Here is a 22,883-nt window from a genome sequence, read left to right as displayed (position 1 = left end):
TCTCCCCGAAGAATGGTAGGGAATTGTCCTGACCGGACGTCCCTGCCGGTAAGATTCTTCGGGTGCCGGGGGATGTATGCCAGTTGTACGACAAAACATTGCCGCGAATAAAGGGGTAGGGCCCTGCTTTGCGGTCTGGCAGAACAGCAGACTGCTGTGTCGCGCAGTAGAGCTGTTTGTGTCTGCCGTCTTCAGGCTGTCATCTCCGTCTGGTTTCTGCTTTAAGAAAAATCATATCGGGTTTTCCCGTCCCTTTTTTCAGGGAGTTTCCGGGGCCATCCCTTCTATACCTTTCACATCATTACAGTCCATAGACAATTCATTCCCGACCAGAGATGCGGCCGAGCTGCCGCATGCTTTGCATATGGTGTTTTACCCATTTCCGAAAGTATTTCCCTTGAAAGGGGTCATGCCTTTTAAGCCGGGTATTTAACCCGGCTCCCGGAGGATTTGGCTGTTCTCCGGGGCGGAAGTTCTGGTATTGGAATGTTGCGGACCGTCGGTCTGCAACGGTCTCAAGACCACCTGTACTCATGCTGATGAGGTCATGTTGGTAATCCATTAATGCGGGAGAAATCCTGTCAAAGGAGGATGATTATGGCTGTAAACGTAGGTATGCACGTGGCTCGCCCGGGAAAGCGGGACGCTGTTCTGGATTGGTTGCAGATGCTTTCCGGGGCTGGGCTTGTAGCTTTTATGTGGTGTCACATGCTGCTGGTTTCCTCGGTCGTCATTTCACCGAACGTAATGAATGCCATTGCAGGTTTTTTTGAACATACTTATATGGCACAGGTCGGCGGCCCTTTGATTTTCTTAACTTTTTTGCTACATTTCGCTCTGGCGGCCAGAAAGATACCTTTCCGTGCGGAAGGACAGGCCACCATTTGGCAGCATGCTCAGATGCTCAAGCATCGTGATACCTGGCTCTGGGTTGTGCAGGCCGTGACCGCAATGATCATCCTTGTTCTTGGCGCCATCCATATGTGGGTTGTGCTAAATGATCTTCCAATCACCGCAGCAAAGTCGGCAGCACGTGTTTCCGGGGGCGGGTGGATGCTTTTCTACCTTGTTCTTCTGCCTTGTGTTGAACTTCATGTAAGTGTCGGTTTCTACCGCATCGGCGTCAAGTGGGGAGTCATCAGGACCGAGAACAGAACCCAGGCTAAGAAGCTTGAGTCCGTTCTTTTCGCGACATTCATGGTCATCGGCATAATCACCCTGATCAGGTTCGTAACTTTAAGTTAAACGGGGTTCATAAATGCAAACATATTACTCTGATCTCCTTGTTATCGGCGCCGGACTGGCGGGCGAGCGCGTGGCTGTGGAGGCGGCCCAGGAAGGTTTTGACGTAATCTGTCTCTCGATTGTCCCGGCACGCCGATCCCACTCGTCGGCTGCGCAGGGCGGGATGCAGGCAGCCCTTGGCAACTGTGCCAAAGGTGAAGGGGATAATGTGGACGTCCATTTCGGCGACACCGTGCGCGGTTCTGACTGGGGTTGCGACCAGGAAGTAGCGCGTCTTTTCGCGGATGCCGCACCCATCGAAATGCGTCGTCTGGCACACTGGGGTGTACCCTGGAACCGTGTTGTTCCCGGAAAATCCTTCTATTTCAAAGGTGGCGAGAAATTTGAAAAAGAAGAGAAAGAGGAAAAACGCGGTCTGATTACCGCCCGTTCCTTTGGTGGTACCGCTAAATGGCGTACCTGCTACACTTCCGACGGAACCGGTCATGCGGTCATGTGCACCATGGACAACCGATGCGCCGAACTCGGAATCAATGTTTTCGACCGCAAGGAAGCCATTTCCCTTATCCACGACGGTGACACCTGTATCGGTGCCGTGGTCCGCTGTCTGCGTACCGGTGAGCTGGAAGTATTCCTCTCCAAGGCAACTGCAATCTGCACCGGCGGTTTCGGGCGTATCTACAAGGCGACCACCAACGCGGTCATCTGCGACGGCGGCGGGCATATCCTTGCACATGATACCGGAGTTGTTCCCATCGGTAACCCGGAAGCCATTCAGTTTCACCCCACCGGCATCGTGCCCACCGACATTCTGGTGACCGAAGGCTGCCGCGGTGACGGCGGAACCCTGCTTGATGTAAATGAAGAACGCTTCATGAACATCTACGAGCCGGAAAAAGCCGAACTGGCTTCCCGTGACGTTGTTTCCAGATGGATGACCTACCACATGCGTCAGGGCAAGGGCGTAAAGTCCTCGTACGGCGAGCACCTCTGGCTGGATATCCGCCATCTCGGCGACAAGCACATCTCCACCAAGCTGCGTGAAGTTGACGAGATCTGCCACCACTTCCTCGGTGTCGATCCCAGAACCCAGCTTATTCCCGTACGGCCGACCCAGCACTACACCATGTCCGGCGTGCGTACCAACAAGGACGGTGCGGTTTACGGACTCAAGGGTCTGTTCTCCGCAGGCGAGGCCGCCTGTTGGGATATGCACGGCTTCAACCGCCTCGGCGGTAACTCGCTGGCCGAGACCGTTGTTGCGGGTGGTATCATCGGCGTCAAGATCGTCGAATTCCTCAAGGGCTACGAGACCGATTTCAAGACCGCTCTGGTTGCCGACGCCGTGCGCAAACAGCAGGATCGTATTGAAAAGCTCCGCAGTCGTGCGAACGGAAAGGAAAATGTTTACAAGGTCCGTGAAGAGCTTCAGAACGCACTCATGGACGGCTGCTTTGTCTTCAGAAATGATGCAGGACTCACAAAATGCATTGAAACCCTCCAGGGAACTCTTGATAAGGCCCGTAAGGTCGGTCTGGTTTCCGACGGCCTGGGTGCAAACCACGAACTGGCCGCCGCACTCAAGATCGAGGGGCAGGTCAAGCTCGGACTGTGTATTGCCAAGGCTGCTCTTGAGCGTACCGAGAGCCGTGGCTCCCACAACCGTGAGGACTATCCGGAACGTAATGACCGTGAATGGCTGAACAGGACTCTGGCCTACTGGCGCGAAGGTGCCGATATGCCCGATCTCCAGTACGAGGAAGCCACCCCGGTCTATGAAATTCCTCCGGGAGACCGCGGTTACGGCGGCGGCAAGATCATTGAAGCCGACAAGGCCGAGATTGAAGCCAAGATGATCAAGAAATAACCCCTGAGAAGGAAATGATAATGAGCAGACAACTCGAATTTGATATATTCCGCTACAATCCGCAGGATAAGGGGTCGGTTCCGCGCATGCAGACCTTTGTGCTGGATGAAACCGAGAACATGACACTCTTCATCGCACTCAACCGCCTGCGCGAGGAACAGGACCCGGGCCTGATCTTCGACTTCTGTTGCCGTGCCGGTATCTGCGGCGCATGTGCCATGGTAGTCAACGGCAGACCCCGTCTGGCCTGTCAGACCAAGACCAAGGACCTGCCCACCCAGATAACCCTGATGCCGCTGCCCGTGTTCAAACTGATCGGTGACCTTTCGGTCGACACAGGTGTCTGGTTCAGGGAAATGTACCAGTCCACCGAGTCGTGGATTCACACCAACAGGACTTTTGATCCTGCCGCACTTGAAGAGCGTATGGAAAACGAAGTGGCCGAACAGATCTACGAACTTGAGCGCTGCATTGAATGCGGCTGCTGTGTTGCCGCCTGCGGTACAGCCCGCCTGCGTGACGACTTCCTCGGTGCTGCCGCGCTTAACCGCGTAGCCCGCTTCGTTGTCGACCCTCGCGACCAGCGTACCGACCGCGAATACTTTGAGATTATCGGTAATGATGAAGGTATATTCGGATGTATGGGCCTCCTTGGCTGCGAGGACGTATGTCCCAAGAACCTGCCGCTGCAGAACCAGCTCGGTTTCCTGCGCCGGAAGATGGGTATCACCGCAATCAAGGAAATATTCAGGAAGTAAGCTATGCGTACCGTTAAAGCCGAACAGATTGTCGATGCAGTGGCGAAGATGTGCGTGAGCGCGAACCGCTACCTGCCCGAGGATGTGAAAAAACGCTTTGAAGAGTGTGCCGCTGCGGAGGAGTCCCCGGCTGCGAAGGAAGTCTTCAGGCAGATCAAGGAAAACTGGGAGCTGGCCGCCGAATCCGGTCTGCCGCTCTGTCAGGATACCGGTCTGGCCGTGTACATCGTCGAGATGGGCGAGGACGTCCATGTGGAAGGCATGAATATCCGTGACGCCATCAATGAAGGAACCCGCAGGGGCTACGAGGAAGGCTTCCTCAGGAAATCCGCCTGTGACCCCCTGACCAGGGCCAACACCAAGGATAACACTCCGGCGATCATCCATTTTGATATCGTTCCCGGAGACAGGATCAAGATCTTCTTCATGGCCAAGGGCGGCGGTTCAGAGAACATGAGCCGTGTGACCATGCTCGCCCCTGCACAGGGCTGGGCAGGCATCAAGAAATTCGTCATCGAGCGTGTTGCGGAAGCCGGTCCCAACCCCTGCCCCCCGACAATGGTGGGCATCGGTATCGGCGGAACATTTGAATATTCCGCCCTGCTGGCCAAGAAATCCCTCATGAGAAAGGTTGGCGAACCTTCATCTGACCCGGAAATCGCCAGACTGGAAGCCGAACTCATGGAAGATCTCAACAAGCTCGGTATCGGCCCCATGGGGCTGGGCGGCAAGACCACTGTTTTCGACGTCAAAATCGAAATGCGCCCCTGCCACATTGCGAGTCTGCCGCTGGCCGTAAACATTCAGTGTCACTCCGCAAGGCATGAGGAGGTGGAACTCTAATGGCTGAATATAAACTTACCACCCCTTTGACTGATGAGGACATGGACCAGCTCAGGGCCGGTGACGTGGTCAAGCTGACCGGCACCATCTACACAGCCCGTGACGCTGCCCATAAAAGACTTGTTGACCTTCTCGATAAAGGCGAAGAGCTTCCTTTTGATCTGAAAGGATCGGTAGTCTATTACGTTGGTCCCAGCCCGGCGCCACCGGGCAGGCCCATCGGGTCGGCAGGCCCCACTACCAGCTACCGCATGGACACTTACGCTCCGCGTCTGCACAGCCTCGGCCAGAAGGCCAGCATCGGCAAGGGCAAGCGTAATGATGCCGTGAAACAGGCTCTCAAAGACTATAAGGCTGTTTATTTCGGAGCCACCGGAGGTGCTGGTGCTCTTCTGTCCATGTGCATCAAGGAAGCGAAAGTCATCGCTTTCGATGAACTGGGCCCCGAAGCGATCCGTGAGCTGACTGTTGAGGACTTTCCACTTCTGGTCATCAACGATTCTCACGGCGGTGAATTATACGCTGTTCCTGATAGAAAGGCGGCGGGTGTTGAGTAACGGTCGGAAAAGTTGCAACCGACAATTAAGGAGAAAAAATTATGGCTCTTTTCACTAAACAGGAAGCTCTTGATTACCATTCCAAAGGCAGAAAGGGCAAAATAGAAGTTGTTCCTGTAAAACCCTGCGACACTCAGAAACACCTCTCCATGGCTTACAGCCCCGGTGTTGCCGAGTCCTGCCTTGCAATCGCTGAAGATAAGGAAAAATCCTATCTTTACACCGGTCGCGGCAACCTTGTCGCTGTAGTTTCCAACGGAACTGCCGTACTCGGCCTTGGTAACATCGGCCCCGAAGCAGGCAAGCCGGTTATGGAAGGCAAGGGTGTTCTGTTCAAGGTTTTCGCAGATGTTGACGTATTCGACATCAACCTCAATGTCACCGACCCGGATGAGCTCTGCAATATTGTAAAAGCTCTCGAACCGACTTTCGGCGGTATCAACCTTGAAGACATCAAGGCTCCCGAGTGTTTCTACATTGAAGAAAAACTCAAGAAAGAAATGAATATTCCGGTCTTCCACGATGACCAGCACGGTACCGCTATTATCTCCGGTGCAGGGCTGATCAACGCTGCTGAAATCGCAGGCAAGAAGATCGAAGACATGCGTCTGGTTGTCTCCGGTGCCGGGGCAGCGGCTGTTGCCTGCACCAATTTCTATATGTCTCTGGGCATCAAACGCGAAAACGTTGCCATGTTCGACTCCCGCGGTCATATCAACAAGAGCCGCCAGGGCCTGAACGCTCAGAAACAGATGTTCGCCACTGACAAGGAATATGCGGACCTCGCCGACGCCATGAAAGGCGCCGACCTGTTCCTCGGTCTTTCCGTCAAAGGCATGGTCACCAAGGAGATGGTCAAGTCCATGGCCGATTCCCCCATCATCTTTGCCTGCGCCAACCCTGATCCCGAAATCAGCTACAGCGATGCCAAGGAAGCCCGTCCTGATGCCATCATGGGAACCGGTCGTTCCGACTACCCCAACCAGGTCAACAACGTACTCGGCTTCCCCTTCATTTTCCGTGGAGCACTGGATGTAAACGCCACCGCTATCAACGAGGAAATGAAGATTGCCGCTGCCAGGTCTCTGGCCGCTCTGGCGAAAGAACCTGCTCCGGACTATGTCTGCGAAGCTTACGGTGTGGACAAGCTGGAATTCGGCATTGACTACATCATTCCCAAGCCGCTTGACCTGCGCCTGATCGAATGGGAATCCGCCGCAGTTGCCCAGGCAGCCATGGATACCGGTGTTGCCCGCAAGAAAATCGATATTGAGGAATACAAGAAGGAACTCCGCGAACGTCTGGCTGCTTCCAGAAAGCGCGTGGGTGACTTTGTTAAATCCTACAATCTCGACATCTAGGAAGTTCTTTAATTAAACATTCAACAATCCTTCCCGGCTCCGTGAGGGGGGCCGGGCGGGATAAAATATGTGATGAGGTCCATATTATGTAAGTATCGGCTTATGAACCGGATTCGGCAGGACATTACAGACCGCGCTGACAACCTGCGTTAAGCGGGGCGGAAAGTGGTGTTTTATCCGGTGGGTAGGCCACAAGCTCAAGTGAGGGACTATGAGCGCTCAAAAAGATTCTGGCAACGGACGAAAAATCGGCTTCTTTGCAGGGCCGGTCGTTTTCCTGATCATGCTTCTTCTGCCTGCTCCATCCGGAATGGAACAGGCAGCATGGAAGGTTGCGGCGGTTACGGCCCTGATGGCTATCTGGTGGATCACCGAAGCCATTCCAATTCCGGCGACATCTCTTATCCCAATCGCATTGTTCCCGCTGCTGGGTATCATGAAATCCGCAGCAGCCTGTTCCCCTTATGCCAACCACCTTATCTACCTGTTCATGGGCGGATTCTTTCTGGCTGTGACTATGGAGAGGTGGAACCTGCACAGGCGTATCGCCCTGCATACTATTAAAGCTGTGGGCACAAGCCCGGGAAGAATGATTCTCGGCTTTATGATAGCCACCGGCTTTCTTTCCATGTGGGTTTCAAATACCGCCACAACCATGATGATGGTTCCCATCGGTCTGGCTGTTATCCAGCAGGCCACCGGTTTTGATTCCAAGGATCTTAGGGCCTGTGCCACTACCGGCCCCGAGGCCAACTTCGGTAAATGTCTCATGCTCGGTATCGCCTATGCTGCTTCCATGGGTGGTGTCGGTACCATCATCGGTACCCCCCCGAACACCGTTATGGTCGGTATGGTCGACAAGATGTACGGCGTACATATCGGTTTCGGTCAGTGGATGCTGTACGGTGTTCCTCTGGCTACCATTATGATCGGTGTATCCTGGTGGCTGCTCACCAAGGTTCTGTTCCCCTCCAAGGGACTGGAGCTGGCTGGCGGTGAGGCGATCATCAATAAGGAAATCGAAGCCCTTGGACCCATGAGCAAGGAAGAGAAATACATTGTGGCAGTAGGCTGCTTTGTTGCTGTCTTCTGGCTGTCCCGTGAATTCCTCAAGCCTCTGGTAAAGGGCTTCTGGCCCAACTTCAGCTTTGTTCATGACGCAACCATCGGTATCCTCGGTTCCCTTATTCTCTTCGCCATTCCCACTGATTTCAAGAAGGGCGAATTCCTGCTGGATTGGAAAACCGCTGTAAAGATTCCCTGGGACGTAATCCTGCTCTTCGGTGGCGGTCTTGCAATCGCCAACGGATTCTCCAAGACCGGTCTGGCCGGCTTTATCGCCTCCAGACTGAGCATGCTGGAAGGCATGACCGTCCTGATGTTCGTAGCTGTGGTTGTTCTTATCACCATCTTCCTGACCGAGATCACTTCCAACACCGCAACCGCGACCCTGCTTGTTCCAATCATGGGCAGCGCGGCAATTGCCATGGGTGTTCATCCGTTCGCAACGATTATCGGGGCCTGCGTTGCTGCATCCTTCGCATTCATGCTTCCGGTTGCAACGCCTCCCAACGCGGTTGTCTTCGGGTCGGGCTGTGTGACGATCAAGCAGATGGCCGCAGCCGGATTCTGGCTGAACATGATCGGCTGGCTGCTGATCACTTTCTCCGTGGTCTACATTATCCCGATTCTCTGGGGTATCGACCTTAGCGTACTTCCTGACTGGGCTGTAATGCCTAAGTAACACCTCCCTTGTTTCCGGGCGGACTTGGTCCGCCCGGAAACTGATCTGATCAGCATTAATAACAACTCATAGCTCTTTGAAATTTCTATGGCCGCAAAGTCATGGGTTCAATACGTGCGCCCAAATCAGGACGCATTTGACCGGGCCGGGCAGCAGGGATGCGTGCAGAACAGCAACTCGCTTCCGTTCCGAAAATCTGTTTACCGGTTGTCCGAGAGTCGGGCCGGTCATGACTATATGGGCGGACCCGGATAGTTTCAGGGTTCCTGAACGCAACGCAGGGCCCACGGAACCTGTCCGCAACATGGGAGGATTCCCGGAGGCGGCGCGCCACGTTTGCCGGCTTGAACGCAACACGGTTGTATCCTTACGACTGATCGGCCAGGCGGACCTCATCAGCACCTCCTGCGCAGGCTGAAGGGAATCCTTCCGCATGATTTTGCGTATTTGGAGATAGTTCACGATTTTGTTTCGTAAATATAATTCGGCGGCTGTTTTGTTTCGTGATTAATGAAAAGACTTCTGTTATGAGTAATTGTCCGTGCAGTTATTTTAATCAGGAGATAGGATGTCCAAAAGTTTATACATAGCGGCAACAGAGGCCCGCAGCGGAAAATCCGCTATAGTTCTTGGAGTCATGCAGTTGCTTCTGACCCACCTGCGCAAGGTGGCGATTTTCAGGCCGATCATCCACGACAACCCACGGGGCAGGGATCATGACATTGACCTGATCCTGAACCACTTCAAACTCCCGCAGGAATACAGAACCACTTACGCCTACACCCAGAGTGAAGCCACGCGTCTGCTCAATGACGGTAAGCACTCTCTGCTCATGGAAAACATTCTCGACAAATTCAAGGCTCTTGAGAATGAATATGACTTCGTTCTGTGCGAGGGGACCGATTACCTCGGCGGAGAGGCAGCCGTGGAATTCGACATCAACCTTGATGTTGTGGGCAACCTTGGAAGTCCCGTTCTGGCGGTTCTCAATGCTATGAACAGTGATGAGGACGAGGTCTGTGATCTTGCCATCCGTACCGTGGATATTTTTGAGGAAAAGGGCCTTGATGTCATTTCGGTGATGGTGAACCGGGCCTCAAGGAAGTTTTCGCCGGATCTGGCTGAAAAGATACGGGCCGGGTTCAAAGGTGAGAAGAAACCCCTCACTTATGTCATTCCCGACGACAAGCGGCTTGGCAACCCCACCATGAAGGATGTTGTCAAATGGCTGGACAGTCAGGTCCTTTACGGGCGTGAAAAGCTCGAAACTCCCATCGACAACTATGTTGTCGCAGCCATGCAGATCGAGAACTTCCTGAAATATGTCAACGAGGGATCGCTGATCATAACTCCCGGCGATCGTTCTGATATTATCCTTGCTGCACTGTCTTCGCGCCTGTCGGAAGCCTACCCGAACGTTTCAGGTGTACTGCTTACCGGAGGGATACGTCCGGCCATGACGGTCCACCATCTCATTGAAGGGTGGAAGGGCGTTCCCCTGCCCATTCTGCTTGTTCAGGGGCACACCCATAAGACTGCAGAGATCCTGCGCGGACTCCACGGAACCATCGATCCCGAGAATCAGGTCAAGGTTCTTTCGGCCATGGGGCTGTTCGAGACCTGCGTGGATTCACATGAATTGCAGCAGAAGCTCGTTTCCACCAAGTCCCAGCGCATTACCCCGTTCATGTTCGAACACACGCTGCTTCACAAGGCCCGCGAGACCAAGCAGCATATTGTCCTGCCGGAAGGGGCCGAAGAGCGTATCCTGCGCGCCGCGGATATTCTTCGCCGCCGTGACGTTGTGCGCCTTACTCTGCTCGGTAATGTGGATGAAGTTCACAAGGCGGCGTCCAATATCGACATCAAGCTGGACGGCATTGATGTAATTGATCCGGCGAAGTCGGATCTCTATGATCGTTTTGTCGATGAATATTACGAGCTGCGCAAGCACAAGTGCATAGTGAAGGACGATGCCAGAGACCGCATGAGTGATCCGACATACTTCGGAACCATGATGGTTTACACGGGACTTGCTGACGGAATGGTTTCCGGTTCAATCACCACCACCGCCCAGACTATCCGTCCGGCCTTTGAGTTCATCAAGACAAAACCGGGATTTTCCATTGTTTCAAGCGTGTTCCTGATGTGCCAGAATGATCAGGTGACCGTGTTCGGCGACTGCGCCGTGAATCCGAACCCCAACGCACAGGAACTGGCGGAGATAGCGATAAGTTCCGCCCATACCGCCGCAATCTTCGGCATTGAGCCTAGAGTTGCCATGCTGTCCTATTCGACTGGCGAGTCGGGGACAGGGGTGTCCGTGGACAAGGTCAAGGAAGCTACTCGGCTGGTACGGGAAATGGCTCCCGAAATAGCCATTGAAGGACCGCTGCAGTACGATGTTGCCGTTGATCCGGAGGTTGCTGCTCAGGTTATGCCGGGCAATGCGGTGGCGGGCAGGGCATCCGTTCTCATCTTCCCCGATCTGAATACCGGTAACAACACCTACAAGGCCGTACAGCGTTCCCAGCCCGATTCAATGGCCATCGGCCCGGTTCTGCAGGGACTGAAGAAACCGGTGAACGACCTCAGTCGCGGATGTACCGTTCGTGACGTGGTCAACACGGTGGCGATTACCGCCATTCAGGCTATTGCAGAAAAAGATCTCGCCGCAATGAACTAGGAAATGTCGATTATAAAAATCAAGTGTGATTGAATGAGCTTCCAAGGGCCGAGCTTGATGTGAAAGCTGAGTTCTGCCCTTGGAAGAGCTTGTGTTTCAGGTATGTTGAATGGCTGATCAAGAATTCTGCAAGTATTGGCCTTGAAGCTGTGAAATACGGGTAGGCAATGCGTACTCTTCTGTGCTACAGTCGTCGCTGCACGCCTTCCCAACAATCAAAGACACGGAGATTTATAATGGCAAAGAAAATGAAAACCATGGATGGCAACCAAGCCGCTTCATACGTAGCCTATGCTATGTGCGAAACCGCAGCCATCTATCCCATCACCCCTTCATCTCCCATGGCGGAACTGGCCGACGAATGGGCCGTTCAGGGTATGAAGAACATCTTCGGCACCACCATGGAAGTGCGCGAGCTTCAGTCTGAAGCGGGTGCTGCCGGTGCACTGCACGGTGCTCTTGCCGCAGGTAACCTTTCCTGCACCTTTACCGCCTCTCAGGGCCTGCTGCTGATGATCCCCAACATGTACAAGATCGCCGGCGAACTGCTGCCCACTGTATTCCATGTGTCCGCCCGCGCTATTGCCGGACAGGCACTTTCAATTTTCGGCGACCATCAGGATGTAATGGCCACCCGTCAGACCGGTTTTGCAATGCTTGCTTCCAACTCGGTTCAGGAAGCTCTCGACCTCGCATTGGTTTCCCATCTGGCCACTATTGAATCCAGCATTCCTTTTGTTCACTTTTTTGACGGCTTCAGAACTTCCCATGAAGTACAGAAGATCGAGCTGATCGATTACGCAGATATGGCCGCAGCCCTTAACTGGGAAAAGGTCAGAGATTTCCGTGACCGCTCTCTCAACCCTGAGCACCCCCACACCCGTGGAACCGCCCAGAACCCGGATATCTACTTCCAGGCCACTGAAGCAATCAACCCCTACCGTGATGCAGTTCCCGGATACGTCGAAGACGCAATGAAAAAGGTCTACGATATCACCGGACGCAAATACAAACTTTTCGACTATGTCGGTCATCCCGAAGCCGAAAACATTATCATCGCCATGGGTTCCGGCTGTGAAGCCATCGAGGAAACCATTGAGAAGCTCCTTGCCGACGGCCAGAAGGTCGGTCTGGTAAAAGTAAGACTTTACCGTCCGTTCTCCATGGAACACCTCGGCCGTGCAATTCCGGCTACCTGCCAGCAGATCACCGTTCTGGACCGCACCAAGGAAGGCGGAGCAATCGGTGAGCCCCTGTACCTGGATGTCTGCACCGCACTCAAAGAACTGAATATCGACATGCCTGTCTATGCAGGCCGTTACGGTCTGGGTTCCAAGGAATTCACTCCTTCCATGGTCAAGGCCGTATATGACAACATGAAGTCTCTGTCCCCCAGACACCACTTCACTGTCGGTATCAATGACGATGTAACCCGTCTTTCTCTCGAAATCGGCGAAAAACTTGATACCACCCCCGAAGGCACTGTTCAGTGCAAGTTCTGGGGCCTCGGTTCCGACGGAACTGTTGGTGCCAACAAGCAGGCCATCAAGATCATCGGCGACAACACTGACATGTATGCTCAGGGCTACTTTGCCTATGACTCCAAAAAGTCCGGTGGTATTACCGTATCCCACCTGCGTTTTGGTAATAAGCCCATCAAGTCCACCTATCTGGTTGAAATTTCCGATTTCATTGCCTGCCACAATCCCAGCTACGTAAAACTTTACGATCTGCTGGAAGGCATCCGTGAAGGCGGAACATTCCTGCTCAACACCAGCATGGGTCTTGAGGATCTTGAAGTTGAACTGCCCGCAAAGCTGCGTCGCACCATTGCAAAGAACAAACTAAAGTTCTACGTGATCGACGCAGTAAAGATTGCCGGAGAAGTCGGTCTTGGCGGACGTATCAACATGGTCATGCAGACTGCTTTCTTCAAGCTGGCAAACGTAATTCCTTTCGATGATGCAGTTGCATTTCTGAAAAAATCCATCCAGGACGCTTACGGCAAGAAGGGCGAGAAGATCGTCAACATGAACAACGCTGCTGTTGATCAGGCCGAAGCAAACCTCATTGAAATCAAATATCCCGAATCATGGGCAACCGCCGCAGATGAAGAGCCCACTGAAAACTTTGAGCCCGAATTCATCACCGACGTGGTCAAGCCCATCCTGGCCCAGAAGGGTGACAGCCTGCCTGTCAGCGCGTTCTCTCCCGACGGACGTTTCCCCATGGGCACTTCCCGTTTTGAAAAACGCGGTGTGGCCATCATGGTTCCCGAATGGATCAAGGACAACTGCATCCAGTGCAACCAGTGTTCCTTCGTCTGCCCGCACAGTGCTCTTCGCGCAGTCCTCGTAAATGAAGAGGAAATGAAGATAGCTCCCGAATCATTCGAAACCGTGGATGCCAAGGGTAAGGGGCTTGAAGGCCTGAAGTACCGCCTGCAGGTGAACACCCTTGACTGTCAGGGTTGCGGCAACTGTGCCGACATCTGCCCGGCCAAGGAAAAGGCTCTGGTGATGAAACCCATCGCCACCCAGACCGAGGTTCAGGTTCCCAACTATGATTTCTCCGAAATCGTTTCCTACAAAGACAACCTCCTGCCCAGAACTTCCGTAAAGGGCAGCCAGTTCCAGCAGTCCTTGATGGAATTTTCCGGTGCATGTTCCGGCTGCGGTGAAACTCCTTACGTAAAGGTTCTCACCCAGCTCTTCGGCGAACGCATGATCATTGCCAACGCCACCGGATGTTCCTCCATCTGGGGTGCTTCCGCTCCTTCCACTCCGTACTGTGAAAACATCGAGGGCCACGGTCCTGCATGGGGTAACTCCCTGTTTGAAGATGCCGCCGAGTACGGTTTCGGTATGGAAATGGCTATCTCCAACCGTCGCGATCGCCTGAAAATGCTCATGGAACAGGCTCTTGAACTTGAAATCAGTGAAGAGCTTGCCGCAGCTATGAAGGGCTGGATTGAGAACAAGGATGATGCTGCGAAGTCTCTCGAGTACGGCAACCAGCTGCGCGAACTGCTCGCTGTTGAAGCCGATACCTACGAACTGCTTCTTGAAATCGAAGAGCAGGAAGACATCTTCACCAAGAAGTCCATCTGGTGCTTCGGCGGTGACGGCTGGGCCTACGACATCGGTTTCGGCGGTCTGGACCATGTTCTCGCTTCCGGCAAGGACATCAACATTCTGGTCATGGATACCGAAGTGTACTCCAACACCGGTGGTCAGGCTTCCAAAGCAACCCCGCTCGGTTCCGTTGCCAAGTTTGCCGCAGCAGGTAAGCATACCTCCAAGAAAGATCTTGGCCGCATGATGATGAGCTACGGCTATGTTTACGTGGCCTCCGTCTCCATGGGTGCCAACAAGAATCAGGTTATGAAGGCGTTCCTCGAAGCTGAAAGCTATCCCGGACCTTCCCTGATCATTGCTTATGCTCCCTGCATCAACCAGGGTATCAGAAAGGGTATGGGCAAAACCCAGCTCGAAGGTCAGCTTGCAGTTGAATCCGGTTACTGGCCGCTCTACCGCTTTGACCCCCGCCGTGAAGAAAACGGTGAGAACCCGCTGGTTGTAGAGTACAAAGAGCCTGATGGAACCCTGCAGGAGTTCCTCTCCGGCGAAAACCGCTACGCCATGCTTGAGCGCATGATGCCTGAAGCATCCAAGAAAATGCGTGCCGGTATCGAAAAGGATTGCCTCCAGAGATTCAAGCTCCTCAAGCAGCTCTCTGAACTGGATTATTCCATTTAGCAGTCCTCTTTAGAAAAACGTGTCTGCATAAAAAATAGAGGCCCCCGCATCCATCGGATGCGGGGGCCTTTTATGTATCTGATACTTCACCGAGGTATGTCATCGGCGGACCTGCGGAGGCGAAATCAGATCGCCTAAAGCGCGTAGCGCAACAAAATCAACCCTTGCCTTTGGTCTGGGTTTTGCCGGGCTTGGCATTCTTTTCTATGTATTCAACCAGTGCCCCGGCAACATCAATCTGGGTGGTTTTTTCAATACCCTCTAGACCGGGGGATGAGTTGACTTCCATGACAACCGGTCCGTGGTTGGAGCGCAGGATGTCTACACCGCAGAACCCCAGCCCCATGATCTTGGCGCTGCGCACGGCGGTAGAGCGCTCTTCCGGGGTGATGCGGACCTGTGATGCGGTACCGCCCTGATGCAGGTTGGAGCGGAAATCGCCGTCGCGGCCCTGACGTTTCATGGCTGCTATGACCTTACCGCCGACAACGAGGCACCTGATGTCGGCACCTGCCGCTTCGGATATGAATTCCTGCACAAGAATGTTCGCGTCAAGGCCCTTGAAGGCTTCAATTATACTCACTGCGGTGGCGCGAGTTTCGGCAAGAACCACTCCTTTGCCCTGAGTTCCTTCCAGCAGTTTGATGACGACCGGAGCACCGCCGACAATGTCGATGAGGTCATCTGTATACTGGGTGGAGTGCGCAAAAGCTGTAACCGGAAGCCCGATTCCTTTGCGGGCGAGGAGCTGCAGGCTGCGAAGTTTGTCCCTGGAACGGGTGATGGCGACTGATTCGTTGACGCAGTAGACTCCCATCATCTCGAACTGGCGTACAACCGCACAGCCGTAAAAGGTGATGGACGCTCCGATGCGCGGCACGATGGCATCAAAACCTTCCAGTTTTTCCCCTTTGTAGAATATGCTGGGGTTGTGGGAGGTGATGTTCATGTAACAGCGCAGGGGATTGATGACCATAACCTCATGCCCGCGTGCTTTGCAGGCATTAACGAGAGACGTAGTAGAGTACAGTTCCTTTTTACGGGACAGGATTCCGATTTTCATGTGATTCTCCGCTGAGAAATATCTATTTATAATACAGTGAGCCTTTTTTTCTGCCGAGCACGTATGATCCTGCCGGGTCTACCACGAGCAGCTCTTCCATGGCTGACCGTCCGAGCAGCATCCTGAATCTCATGGAGTCCCGGTTGGTCAGGGTCAGTTCAATATCCCACTCCAGCTCTCCCAGAATGATCCGGGAGCTGATGACCGGTCTTTCTTCTGTGTCACCACCGGAGTTTGTGACGTTTCTGAATTCGACAACCGGGGCTTCGCAGAAGACTTCAATATCAGTGCGCTTTTGGATTGGATGTATTCCGAATCTGATCCATTGCTTTCCCCCTTTCATAAATAAATCCTGCCGGAACGAATGCAGGCAGGATGTCTTTGCTCCGGTATCGGTTTTGAACTTGATTGCCGGAATGTTCAGTTGCGGGAAAGCGGCCCACTCCCTCCAGCCGATGACTGTTTTCCCGTGTACTTCGTCGGGATAGTTCATAAGCTGCTCCTTAAGATAAGTGATATGCAGAAAAATGAAGCTTTGCTCTGTATTTTGAAGATATCAGAAGTTTTTCAAAATTAAAGCGGTTAGCATGCTTCAATTAAAAGAGACGTAGGGCATATAGTTCCAGGTAATGAAATGCAAGAAAAAAAAGCTGAATTCCTGCGCAAGGAGAAATACGTCCAGTGGAAATCTGTAAATTGTGCTGACTTGCAAATTGTGCGGAATCGGGCAAGAACGGGTGCATCTGATCCAAGGAGTATTATTGTGACCGAGATAAGCGTGAATTCGCCGTTGGATGTCAAGGTTGGACACACCGCAGGCCTGATGGCCGGAATGCTTGAAATGTATGACCCCGAGCATATTGCCGTGGCCTGGACCGGGGGAAAGGATTCCACGGTTGTGCTGGCACTGTGGCGGGAAGTCTTGAAATCCAAAGGCCTGTCGTCCGTGAAGGCGTTGTCCATAGATAGCGGGGTCAAATTCCCCGAGGTCATGGAATTCAGGGATTCACTGGCGGAACAGTGGGATGTGGATGTTACTGTCCTGCGTCCTGTCGTGGATATTGAAACATACCCGATTGCACAGGACCCGGTCCGGTGCTGTGCGGACCTGAAGATAAAACCGCTTCAGCGTGCGATTGATGAACATGAAATCGACCTGTTGCTGACCGGCATAAGGCGTGACGAACATCCGAGCAGGGCAGGGCGCAAGTATATTGAAATCCGCAACGACCCGGACCATACCCTGCTGAATCCCATTCTTGAATGGACTGAGATGGACATCTGGGCTTTCATTTCCATGCACCGGATTCCCCATTGCGAGCTCTACGATCAGGGCTACAGGTCTCTGGGCTGCAGGCCCTGCACTATAAAGGGAGATGGTGTTTCGGAGCGTGAAGGACGCAGTGCTGAAAAGGAAAAGAATCTCGAACTGCTGACATCGCTGGGATATTTTTAACCGCAACAATTAATTACATGATGGAAAATACAACATTCAGATTCGGCAGTGCCACCTACCAGCCCCGCGGGGATTGGAGACTATTTTTTACCTCCGAGCGTATCAGGGAAGTGCAGGAAATCAGTTCCCGCATCGGGGATGACTATACTCCTGTTTCAGAACTTGTGCTGCTTTTCTGCCATACCGATCTGGCCGGAGTGCGGGTGGTGATTCTGGGACAGGATCCCTATCCCCAGCCGTCCGTGGCCACCGGCAGGGCATTTGAAGTCGGCAATATTGACCGCTGGGCCGATCTCAAACGCAACGCCTCGCTGGTTAATATTCTCAAGCTGCTGCATAAAAATCATATGCAGGCAGCGGAAACCGTCGGGATTGCGCATATCCGCAGTGACATTGATTCCGGGGAATTTCCGATCCTTCCTCCGTCCAGACTCTTTGGGCATCTTGAAAGTCAGGGCGTACTTTTCCTGAATACGGCCCTGACCTGTCAGCTGAATAATTCCGGCAGCCATACAGAGATATGGCGGCCGTTCTCCTCTGACCTGCTCAGATTCATTGCCGGGCAGCGTCCTGAGGCCAGATGGATGCTCTGGGGAAAAGATGCCCAGGAATTCTGCTCATTTGTGCCTGATTCGCAGAAGCTGACAAGCTACCATCCACGTCTTTTCGACCAAAAGCCCGGTTCATTTCTTCATGAAAATCATTTCGCCAAGTGTCCTGAAATTGATTGGGCAGGCTGATCTAACTTTCTAAACGTATCTTTAGCGGGGGGAGAAAAAGTTAATCTTTCCCCTCGCTATAAACTCTCCCGTCCTCTATAAAAGTAAATATGCTTAAAAAGATGTTGGTATATTTACTTTGATTATTGATTTATCTTAACACTAATTGTAAGAAGATCAGTCTTGTCAACCACAGCTGTATGCTGACAAAATTAATCCTTTTTGGGGGAGTTTGTTATGAAGACTTTGAAGATTATCGTCGTGTCTGCTCTGGTGTGTGCTCTGAGTGTTCCCGCATTCGCTCAGTCAAAGGTCGGTGTGGTCAGCACCAAAACTTCCACCGGCAACGTAGTCAACTCCGCGGTCGGTAAAGGCAACACCGCCAATACCAACATCGGCAACGTCGGTGTCAGCAACTCCAAGGTTGGGGTCATCAGCACCAAGACTTCCACCGGTAATGTTGTGAACTCTGCGGTAGGCAAGGGCAACGTAGCCAATACCAACATCGGTAACGCAGCTATTTCCAACTCCAAAGTCGGTGTTGTGAGCACCCAGACCAAGACCGGCAACGTGGTCAACTCCGCAGTCGGTAAAGGCAACGTGGCCAACACCAACATCGGTAATGCAGTGGTCAATAATTCCAAGGTCGGTGTTGTGAGCACCAAGACTTCCACCGGTAATGTCGTGAACTCTGCAGTAGGCAAGGGCAACGTAGCCAATACCAACATCGGTAACGCTGCTGTATCCAATTCCAAAGTCGGTGTTGTAAGCACCCAGACCAAGACCGGCAACGTAGTCAACTCCGCCGTGGGTAAGGGCAACGTAGCCAACACCAACATCGGTAATACCGCAATCTCCAATTCCAAGGTTGGCGTGGTGAGCACCCAGACCAAGACCGGTAATGTTGTGAACTCCGCTGTAGGCAAGGGTAACGTGGCCAATACCAACATCGGCAATGTGAATGTTCGCAACTCCAAGGCCGGCGTTATCAGCACCCAGACCAAGACCGGCAACGTAGTCAACTCCGCAGTTGGAAAGGGCAACAAGGCCAATACCAACATCGGCAGTGTAAACATCCAGTAAAATTGAATCTAATGACGCCGGGAGCAATGCTCCCGGCGTTTTTTTCGGAGAAATGCCATGAGACCGTTTGTTCTGCTTGTCCTGATGCTGTCTCTGGTCATCGGGGCGATTCCGGTAATGGCTGATGACTATGATGACGGCATCGGTGAAGGAGACGGTATTGTCACCGGGGATAATGATCTCCAGAAGGTGACGAATATGAAGTTCTACAATGCAAAAGCAAAGGCCAAGGTGTATACAGCAAAGAAAAATAAGGGTAAGAACGGAAACACCTATATAGAGAGTGACGGTTCAGGTGAAGGAGGGGCAAGTATCGCAAGTCCCACTTTTCAGGGTCCTGTTCACGGTGACGTAATTATCCAGATGGATGCAAAAGATATTACTATCATGCAGGGAAATTAGCATAACAAGTTTTTTGCGTTTTCATGAGACCATAGGGGGAGTAAGTTGATCAGAAAAGTAAGATTTGTGGCTGCTGTTTTCGTTCTTTTACTGCTGGGGGCATGTTCCGGTGCCAAACATATGCAGGTGGAACTGCCCAAGGCTCCCCCGGAGAAGAAAGTAACAAACTATTCCGACGCTCTTTACAAGCTTGGTGAAATGACAGAGCTGTTTTCTCCGGGCGTCATCATAAATGTACAGAGCAAACCGGTCATTGATAAGACCGGAACGTCCATTTCTTCCCGTGCAGGGGAGATTCCGGTGGACATCACCGAAATGCTGCAGAGTGCGGTTAACCGTATCGGCGGGGCAATCCGTTTTGTCCCCTACGACCCCACCTACATTCAGGACAGCGCAGCCTATATTTCCGGCGGGCTTATTCCTCCGCAGGTTACCATCAGCGGCGGCATCACCGAGTATGACCGGTCAACGGAAGTTACCGGTGACAGTGCCGACCTTGGAACCCAGTTCGGCGGTGGCGGAGCTATCGGCGCGGATGCCGGTATTTCCGACAAGCAGTCCGTATCAAGCATCACCCTTGATATGAATATGATTGAATTCGCCACCATGGCCATGATTCCGCAGGTTCAGTCCGTGAACACCATCAAGGTCTACAAGGGAGCACGCGAGTCCGATATCGGTTTCAGTCTGTTCGGCCAGTCGTTCGGTATAAAGGGTACCGTGAAAAAGGTGCAGGGTCGTCATGCCGCAGTCAGAACCCTTGTAGAAATGTGCGTTCTTGAGCTTCTCGGCAAGTACATGAGTCTTCCTTACTGGAAGTGTACTGACGGAGCCAATGAGGACCAGATGGTCATCCGCGACCGCAAAAAGATTTTCAAGGCGCAGGACAAGCCCAACCGTACATGGATGATCCAGCAGCTTATGCCCGCATACGGCATTGAGGGTATCGAGGCCAACGGCGTTTACGGAGCACGCACCCGGGCAGCCATGGACGCTATTGCTGCTGCTTACGGCAGCAAAGTCTCGCCTGCGCTGACTGCTGATTTCTATATTGTGGTGTTCAAGAACGCTCCGTTCTTCGGTGAACCTGCATTCGATGTTGCCGCGCTTAACCAGAAGATAGCTTCCCTGCCGCCTGAACAGCCGGAACCTGAAGTTGCAGCTGTTCAGGAGCAGCCCCAGCAGCAGGCTCAGGTCCAGCAGACTCAGGATACTCCGGCTCAGGGTTTTGTGCGCGGAGACTATGACGCAAACATGAATGCTGCAAAAGAAGCTTTTGCCCGCAAGGATTACGACAGCGCCAAGGATTATATCAACAGGGCCATTGAGAACGGAATAGTGCAGGGTGATCCCCAGCCGTTTATCCTTATGGCCTATATCCAGCAGGCCCGTGGCCGGATTGACCGGGTCGGTGAAATTCTGAGTGCCGGGCTTCGTTACGCTCCCGAAAGCGCACAGCTCTACACAATCTACTCAAGATACCTGATCAGCCAGAACCAGCTTGATCAGGCCGCACAGCTTATTGACCGTGGGCTTGAGATTGCTCCGGCCAGTGTTGAGCTGCAATCACTCAGGTCTTATGTGAACACCGTCCGCAAATAGGCCTGCCCCTGCCTGACTGTAAAATCCCGGTCCGGTTTTCCGGTCCGGGATTTCAGATTGCTGACCAACCCCGCTTTTTTTCTTAAGCGGGGTTTTCTTATGCTCTTTTCTGCCCGATCTAATTTGAAAACCCCAAATCTATTCGTCCAAATGCAAAATTAGACCTAAAAAGTATATGTGCTTTTTTTTGGGTCTTATCCAGCTGAAAAACACAAAGAAATAAGTGTATTGCACTCAGGATGAGTGCCATTTTCTTCATGTTTTGGCAGGCGGCGCACAAGAGACTTTGTTCTTGAACTTTTGAGAGCCCACGCATGCGGGCATAGCGGTGCCCGTGAAGCTCTTTTGCATCTGCAAAACTGCGTTCAACGGTCTCTTTTCTGCGTTTGTAAAGTCTTTTGCCACGCGGACTGAGACGATTCTGCGTCATTCGCTCTTTCGCGTCTTCCCAGACGTGGCGGGTGATGGTTTTTACGCATCTCTGGTTTGTTGTACATTGAGAAAGCAAATCACAGTTTTTGCAAATATTCTTACATGATGAGTAGTGTCTAAAACCATCTCTGTCGGTCGTTCTGTAGTGAAGTTCATGCTCTCTCGGACACACATAGCAATCCACTTCTGGATTGTATTTGTATAACCGTTTTGCCATAGAACCGTTGCGTTTGTTGGGTCTGCGATAGCTTATTGCACCAAAAATATCCCGATCTTCCAGCTCCTTGCAGATGTGAGCAGTGAAGTATCCTGCATCAAGTCCAACAGCTTCTACATTTAATTCAAATCGCTTGATTTGCCGATCCAGTCTGCTGAGATAGGGTACGCTGTCGTTACTCGCTCCTGAAGTTATGTAACTATCGGTGATTAAATTAAATTTTCCATCAACGGTCCGGTGGTCGAGATAATAAAATCCCTTAGGTTTTCCTTCTCTGTACATGAAACCGCAGTCAGGATCAGTGGTACTCTCTTTGATTCTTTTGACGGGAGTCGAGGCAGGCTTAGGCTTCAAAGATTTTTTTCCGTGGTTGCTTCGATCTTCCTCCACGGCGTCATCAAGGTCGCTTAAATATGACTTGGTGTTGCTACGTACTATTTTATCAACGAATTTACGTGTATTAGCATTAGCTTTCAGGTGTGTGGAATCTGTATAAAGTGTTTTACCATCAACCATTTTACGTTTAATGGCCTGCAAAACAATATTATCAAAAATATCTTGAGCTACTGTAGTCCCGTTAAACCGTCTTCGTCTATTCTGGCTTATGGTTGAAGCATCAGGTATTTTATCCTTAATACCGAACCCAAGAAACCAACGGTAAGCCATGTTGACTTGTATTTCTTTGACAAGCTGCCTTTCGCTTCTAATTCCGAATATGTAACCAATGAAAAGCATCTTAAAAAGAACAACCGGATCAATTGCTGGTCGTCCATTGTTGTCACAGTAAAGGTGTTTTGTTTCTTCGCGGATGAAGGAAAAGTCTATAAACTTATCAATTTTTCTAAGAAGATGGTTTTTTGGAACCAATTCTTCAATCGTAACCAATTCAATAGTGACTTGCTTTTGCTCAATGTTTTTTAACATGTGAATAATATAAAAAAGTCCTCGCCGTTTGGCGAGGACTTTGTCAGCAATCTGAAATCCCGGTCCGGTTTTCCGGTCCGGGATTTTTTTGCTGAATTGATTTTTTAAGGGCCTGAACGTACGGTTGGCTACCGTACCAATATGTATTATGCTACCGCGCACGCTG

At 52.1% G+C, this 22,883-nt stretch carries 18 protein-coding genes; 15 read left to right on the top strand and 3 right to left on the bottom strand.

Annotated features, from left to right (window positions below; translation table 11 throughout):
- Window positions 1–597: 597 nt before the first annotated feature.
- From N7E73_RS04975 to nifJ, 10 genes are all read left to right on the top strand, one after another.
- Window positions 598–1,245, top strand: a complete 648-nt coding sequence (locus N7E73_RS04975; protein ID WP_432737925.1) for a succinate dehydrogenase/fumarate reductase cytochrome b subunit — start codon at window positions 598–600, stop codon at window positions 1,243–1,245.
- A 13-nt stretch (window positions 1,246–1,258) separates the two neighbouring features.
- Window positions 1,259–3,112, top strand: a complete 1,854-nt coding sequence (locus N7E73_RS04970) for a fumarate reductase flavoprotein subunit (RefSeq protein WP_432737923.1) — start codon at window positions 1,259–1,261, stop codon at window positions 3,110–3,112.
- A 20-nt stretch (window positions 3,113–3,132) separates the two neighbouring features.
- Window positions 3,133–3,870, top strand: a complete 738-nt coding sequence (locus tag N7E73_RS04965; RefSeq protein WP_432737922.1) for a fumarate reductase iron-sulfur subunit — start codon at window positions 3,133–3,135, stop codon at window positions 3,868–3,870.
- A gap of 3 nt (window positions 3,871–3,873) precedes the next feature.
- Window positions 3,874–4,713: a fumarate hydratase gene (locus tag N7E73_RS04960; RefSeq protein ID WP_432737921.1), complete on the top strand. Its 840-nt coding sequence runs from the start codon at window positions 3,874–3,876 to the stop codon at window positions 4,711–4,713.
- Window positions 4,713–5,270, top strand: coding sequence for a Fe-S-containing hydro-lyase (locus N7E73_RS04955; protein ID WP_432737920.1), 558 nt, complete (start codon window positions 4,713–4,715; stop codon window positions 5,268–5,270). Before N7E73_RS04960 ends, N7E73_RS04955 begins: the two co-directional genes overlap by 1 nt.
- Window positions 5,271–5,311: 41 nt before the next feature.
- Window positions 5,312–6,631 carry a malic enzyme-like NAD(P)-binding protein gene (locus N7E73_RS04950; RefSeq protein WP_432737919.1) on the top strand — a complete coding sequence of 440 codons (1,320 nt, stop codon included), beginning with the start codon at window positions 5,312–5,314 and terminating at the stop codon, window positions 6,629–6,631.
- A gap of 211 nt (window positions 6,632–6,842) precedes the next feature.
- A complete protein-coding gene (locus tag N7E73_RS04945) occupies window positions 6,843–8,375 on the top strand; it encodes an SLC13 family permease (RefSeq protein WP_432737918.1) in 1,533 nt (510 codons plus the stop codon).
- A gap of 229 nt (window positions 8,376–8,604) precedes the next feature.
- Window positions 8,605–8,793 (top strand): hypothetical protein, encoded by a 189-nt coding sequence (locus tag N7E73_RS04940; protein ID WP_432737917.1) that lies wholly within the window; start codon window positions 8,605–8,607, stop codon window positions 8,791–8,793.
- Between the two features lie 150 nt (window positions 8,794–8,943).
- Window positions 8,944–11,061: a phosphate acetyltransferase gene (pta, locus tag N7E73_RS04935; protein WP_432737916.1), complete on the top strand. Its 2,118-nt coding sequence runs from the start codon at window positions 8,944–8,946 to the stop codon at window positions 11,059–11,061.
- 236 nt (window positions 11,062–11,297) lie between these two features.
- Window positions 11,298–14,819, top strand: a complete 3,522-nt coding sequence (gene nifJ / locus N7E73_RS04930; protein ID WP_432737915.1) for a pyruvate:ferredoxin (flavodoxin) oxidoreductase — start codon at window positions 11,298–11,300, stop codon at window positions 14,817–14,819.
- A gap of 157 nt (window positions 14,820–14,976) precedes the next feature.
- Here the strand turns inward: nifJ and rimK are convergent, their stop codons facing one another.
- A complete protein-coding gene (gene rimK, locus N7E73_RS04925; protein WP_432737914.1) occupies window positions 14,977–15,882 on the bottom strand; it encodes a 30S ribosomal protein S6--L-glutamate ligase in 906 nt (301 codons plus the stop codon).
- Between the two features lie 22 nt (window positions 15,883–15,904).
- Entirely contained in the window at window positions 15,905–16,375 is a 471-nt protein-coding gene (locus N7E73_RS04920) for an ATP-dependent zinc protease family protein (protein WP_432737913.1), read from the bottom strand.
- Between the two features lie 330 nt (window positions 16,376–16,705).
- On the opposite strand from N7E73_RS04920, the gene N7E73_RS04915 reads away from it, so the two are divergent.
- From N7E73_RS04915 to N7E73_RS04895, 5 genes are all read left to right on the top strand, one after another.
- Window positions 16,706–17,338 (top strand): phosphoadenosine phosphosulfate reductase family protein, encoded by a 633-nt coding sequence (locus tag N7E73_RS04915; RefSeq protein WP_432738837.1) that lies wholly within the window; start codon window positions 16,706–16,708, stop codon window positions 17,336–17,338.
- Window positions 17,339–17,355: 17 nt separating this feature from the next.
- A complete protein-coding gene (locus N7E73_RS04910; protein WP_432737912.1) occupies window positions 17,356–18,078 on the top strand; it encodes a uracil-DNA glycosylase in 723 nt (240 codons plus the stop codon).
- Window positions 18,079–18,294: 216 nt separating this feature from the next.
- Window positions 18,295–19,140: a hypothetical protein gene (locus tag N7E73_RS04905; protein WP_432737911.1), complete on the top strand. Its 846-nt coding sequence runs from the start codon at window positions 18,295–18,297 to the stop codon at window positions 19,138–19,140.
- A gap of 57 nt (window positions 19,141–19,197) precedes the next feature.
- Window positions 19,198–19,542 (top strand): hypothetical protein, encoded by a 345-nt coding sequence (locus tag N7E73_RS04900; protein ID WP_432737910.1) that lies wholly within the window; start codon window positions 19,198–19,200, stop codon window positions 19,540–19,542.
- Window positions 19,543–19,587: 45 nt separating this feature from the next.
- On the top strand, window positions 19,588–21,144 hold the full coding sequence (locus N7E73_RS04895; protein ID WP_432737909.1) for a hypothetical protein: 1,557 nt from the start codon (window positions 19,588–19,590) through the stop codon (window positions 21,142–21,144).
- A 118-nt stretch (window positions 21,145–21,262) separates the two neighbouring features.
- Here N7E73_RS04895 and N7E73_RS04890 read toward each other — a convergent pair whose 3' ends face one another.
- Window positions 21,263–22,717 carry an IS1182 family transposase gene (locus tag N7E73_RS04890; protein ID WP_432738836.1) on the bottom strand — a complete coding sequence of 485 codons (1,455 nt, stop codon included), beginning with the start codon at window positions 22,715–22,717 and terminating at the stop codon, window positions 21,263–21,265.
- Between the last annotated feature and the right edge of the window lie 166 nt (window positions 22,718–22,883).

Source organism: Maridesulfovibrio sp. FT414 (assembly GCF_050916235.1).
GTDB lineage: Bacteria > Desulfobacterota > Desulfovibrionia > Desulfovibrionales > Desulfovibrionaceae > Maridesulfovibrio.
Note: the sequence above shows the minus strand (reverse complement) of the source record. Positions and strands in the feature narration are given on the sequence as shown.

Excerpts from the sequence above, each read along its gene's own strand:
- N7E73_RS04975 (WP_432737925.1), top strand. The coding sequence starts at position 598 with ATGGCTGTAAACGTAGGTATGCACGTGGCTCGCCCGGGAAAGCGGGAC.
- N7E73_RS04970 (WP_432737923.1), top strand. The coding sequence starts at position 1,259 with ATGCAAACATATTACTCTGATCTCCTTGTTATCGGCGCCGGACTGGCG.
- N7E73_RS04965 (WP_432737922.1), top strand. The coding sequence starts at position 3,133 with ATGAGCAGACAACTCGAATTTGATATATTCCGCTACAATCCGCAGGAT.
- N7E73_RS04960 (WP_432737921.1), top strand. The coding sequence starts at position 3,874 with ATGCGTACCGTTAAAGCCGAACAGATTGTCGATGCAGTGGCGAAGATG.
- N7E73_RS04955 (WP_432737920.1), top strand. The coding sequence starts at position 4,713 with ATGGCTGAATATAAACTTACCACCCCTTTGACTGATGAGGACATGGAC.
- N7E73_RS04950 (WP_432737919.1), top strand. The coding sequence starts at position 5,312 with ATGGCTCTTTTCACTAAACAGGAAGCTCTTGATTACCATTCCAAAGGC.
- N7E73_RS04945 (WP_432737918.1), top strand. The coding sequence starts at position 6,843 with ATGAGCGCTCAAAAAGATTCTGGCAACGGACGAAAAATCGGCTTCTTT.
- N7E73_RS04940 (WP_432737917.1), top strand. The coding sequence starts at position 8,605 with ATGACTATATGGGCGGACCCGGATAGTTTCAGGGTTCCTGAACGCAAC.
- pta (WP_432737916.1), top strand. The coding sequence starts at position 8,944 with ATGTCCAAAAGTTTATACATAGCGGCAACAGAGGCCCGCAGCGGAAAA.
- nifJ (WP_432737915.1), top strand. The coding sequence starts at position 11,298 with ATGGCAAAGAAAATGAAAACCATGGATGGCAACCAAGCCGCTTCATAC.
- rimK (WP_432737914.1), bottom strand. The coding sequence starts at position 15,882 with ATGAAAATCGGAATCCTGTCCCGTAAAAAGGAACTGTACTCTACTACG.
- N7E73_RS04920 (WP_432737913.1), bottom strand. The coding sequence starts at position 16,375 with ATGAACTATCCCGACGAAGTACACGGGAAAACAGTCATCGGCTGGAGG.
- N7E73_RS04915 (WP_432738837.1), top strand. The coding sequence starts at position 16,706 with ATGGCCGGAATGCTTGAAATGTATGACCCCGAGCATATTGCCGTGGCC.
- N7E73_RS04910 (WP_432737912.1), top strand. The coding sequence starts at position 17,356 with ATGATGGAAAATACAACATTCAGATTCGGCAGTGCCACCTACCAGCCC.
- N7E73_RS04905 (WP_432737911.1), top strand. The coding sequence starts at position 18,295 with ATGAAGACTTTGAAGATTATCGTCGTGTCTGCTCTGGTGTGTGCTCTG.
- N7E73_RS04900 (WP_432737910.1), top strand. The coding sequence starts at position 19,198 with ATGAGACCGTTTGTTCTGCTTGTCCTGATGCTGTCTCTGGTCATCGGG.
- N7E73_RS04890 (WP_432738836.1), bottom strand. The coding sequence starts at position 22,717 with ATGTTAAAAAACATTGAGCAAAAGCAAGTCACTATTGAATTGGTTACG.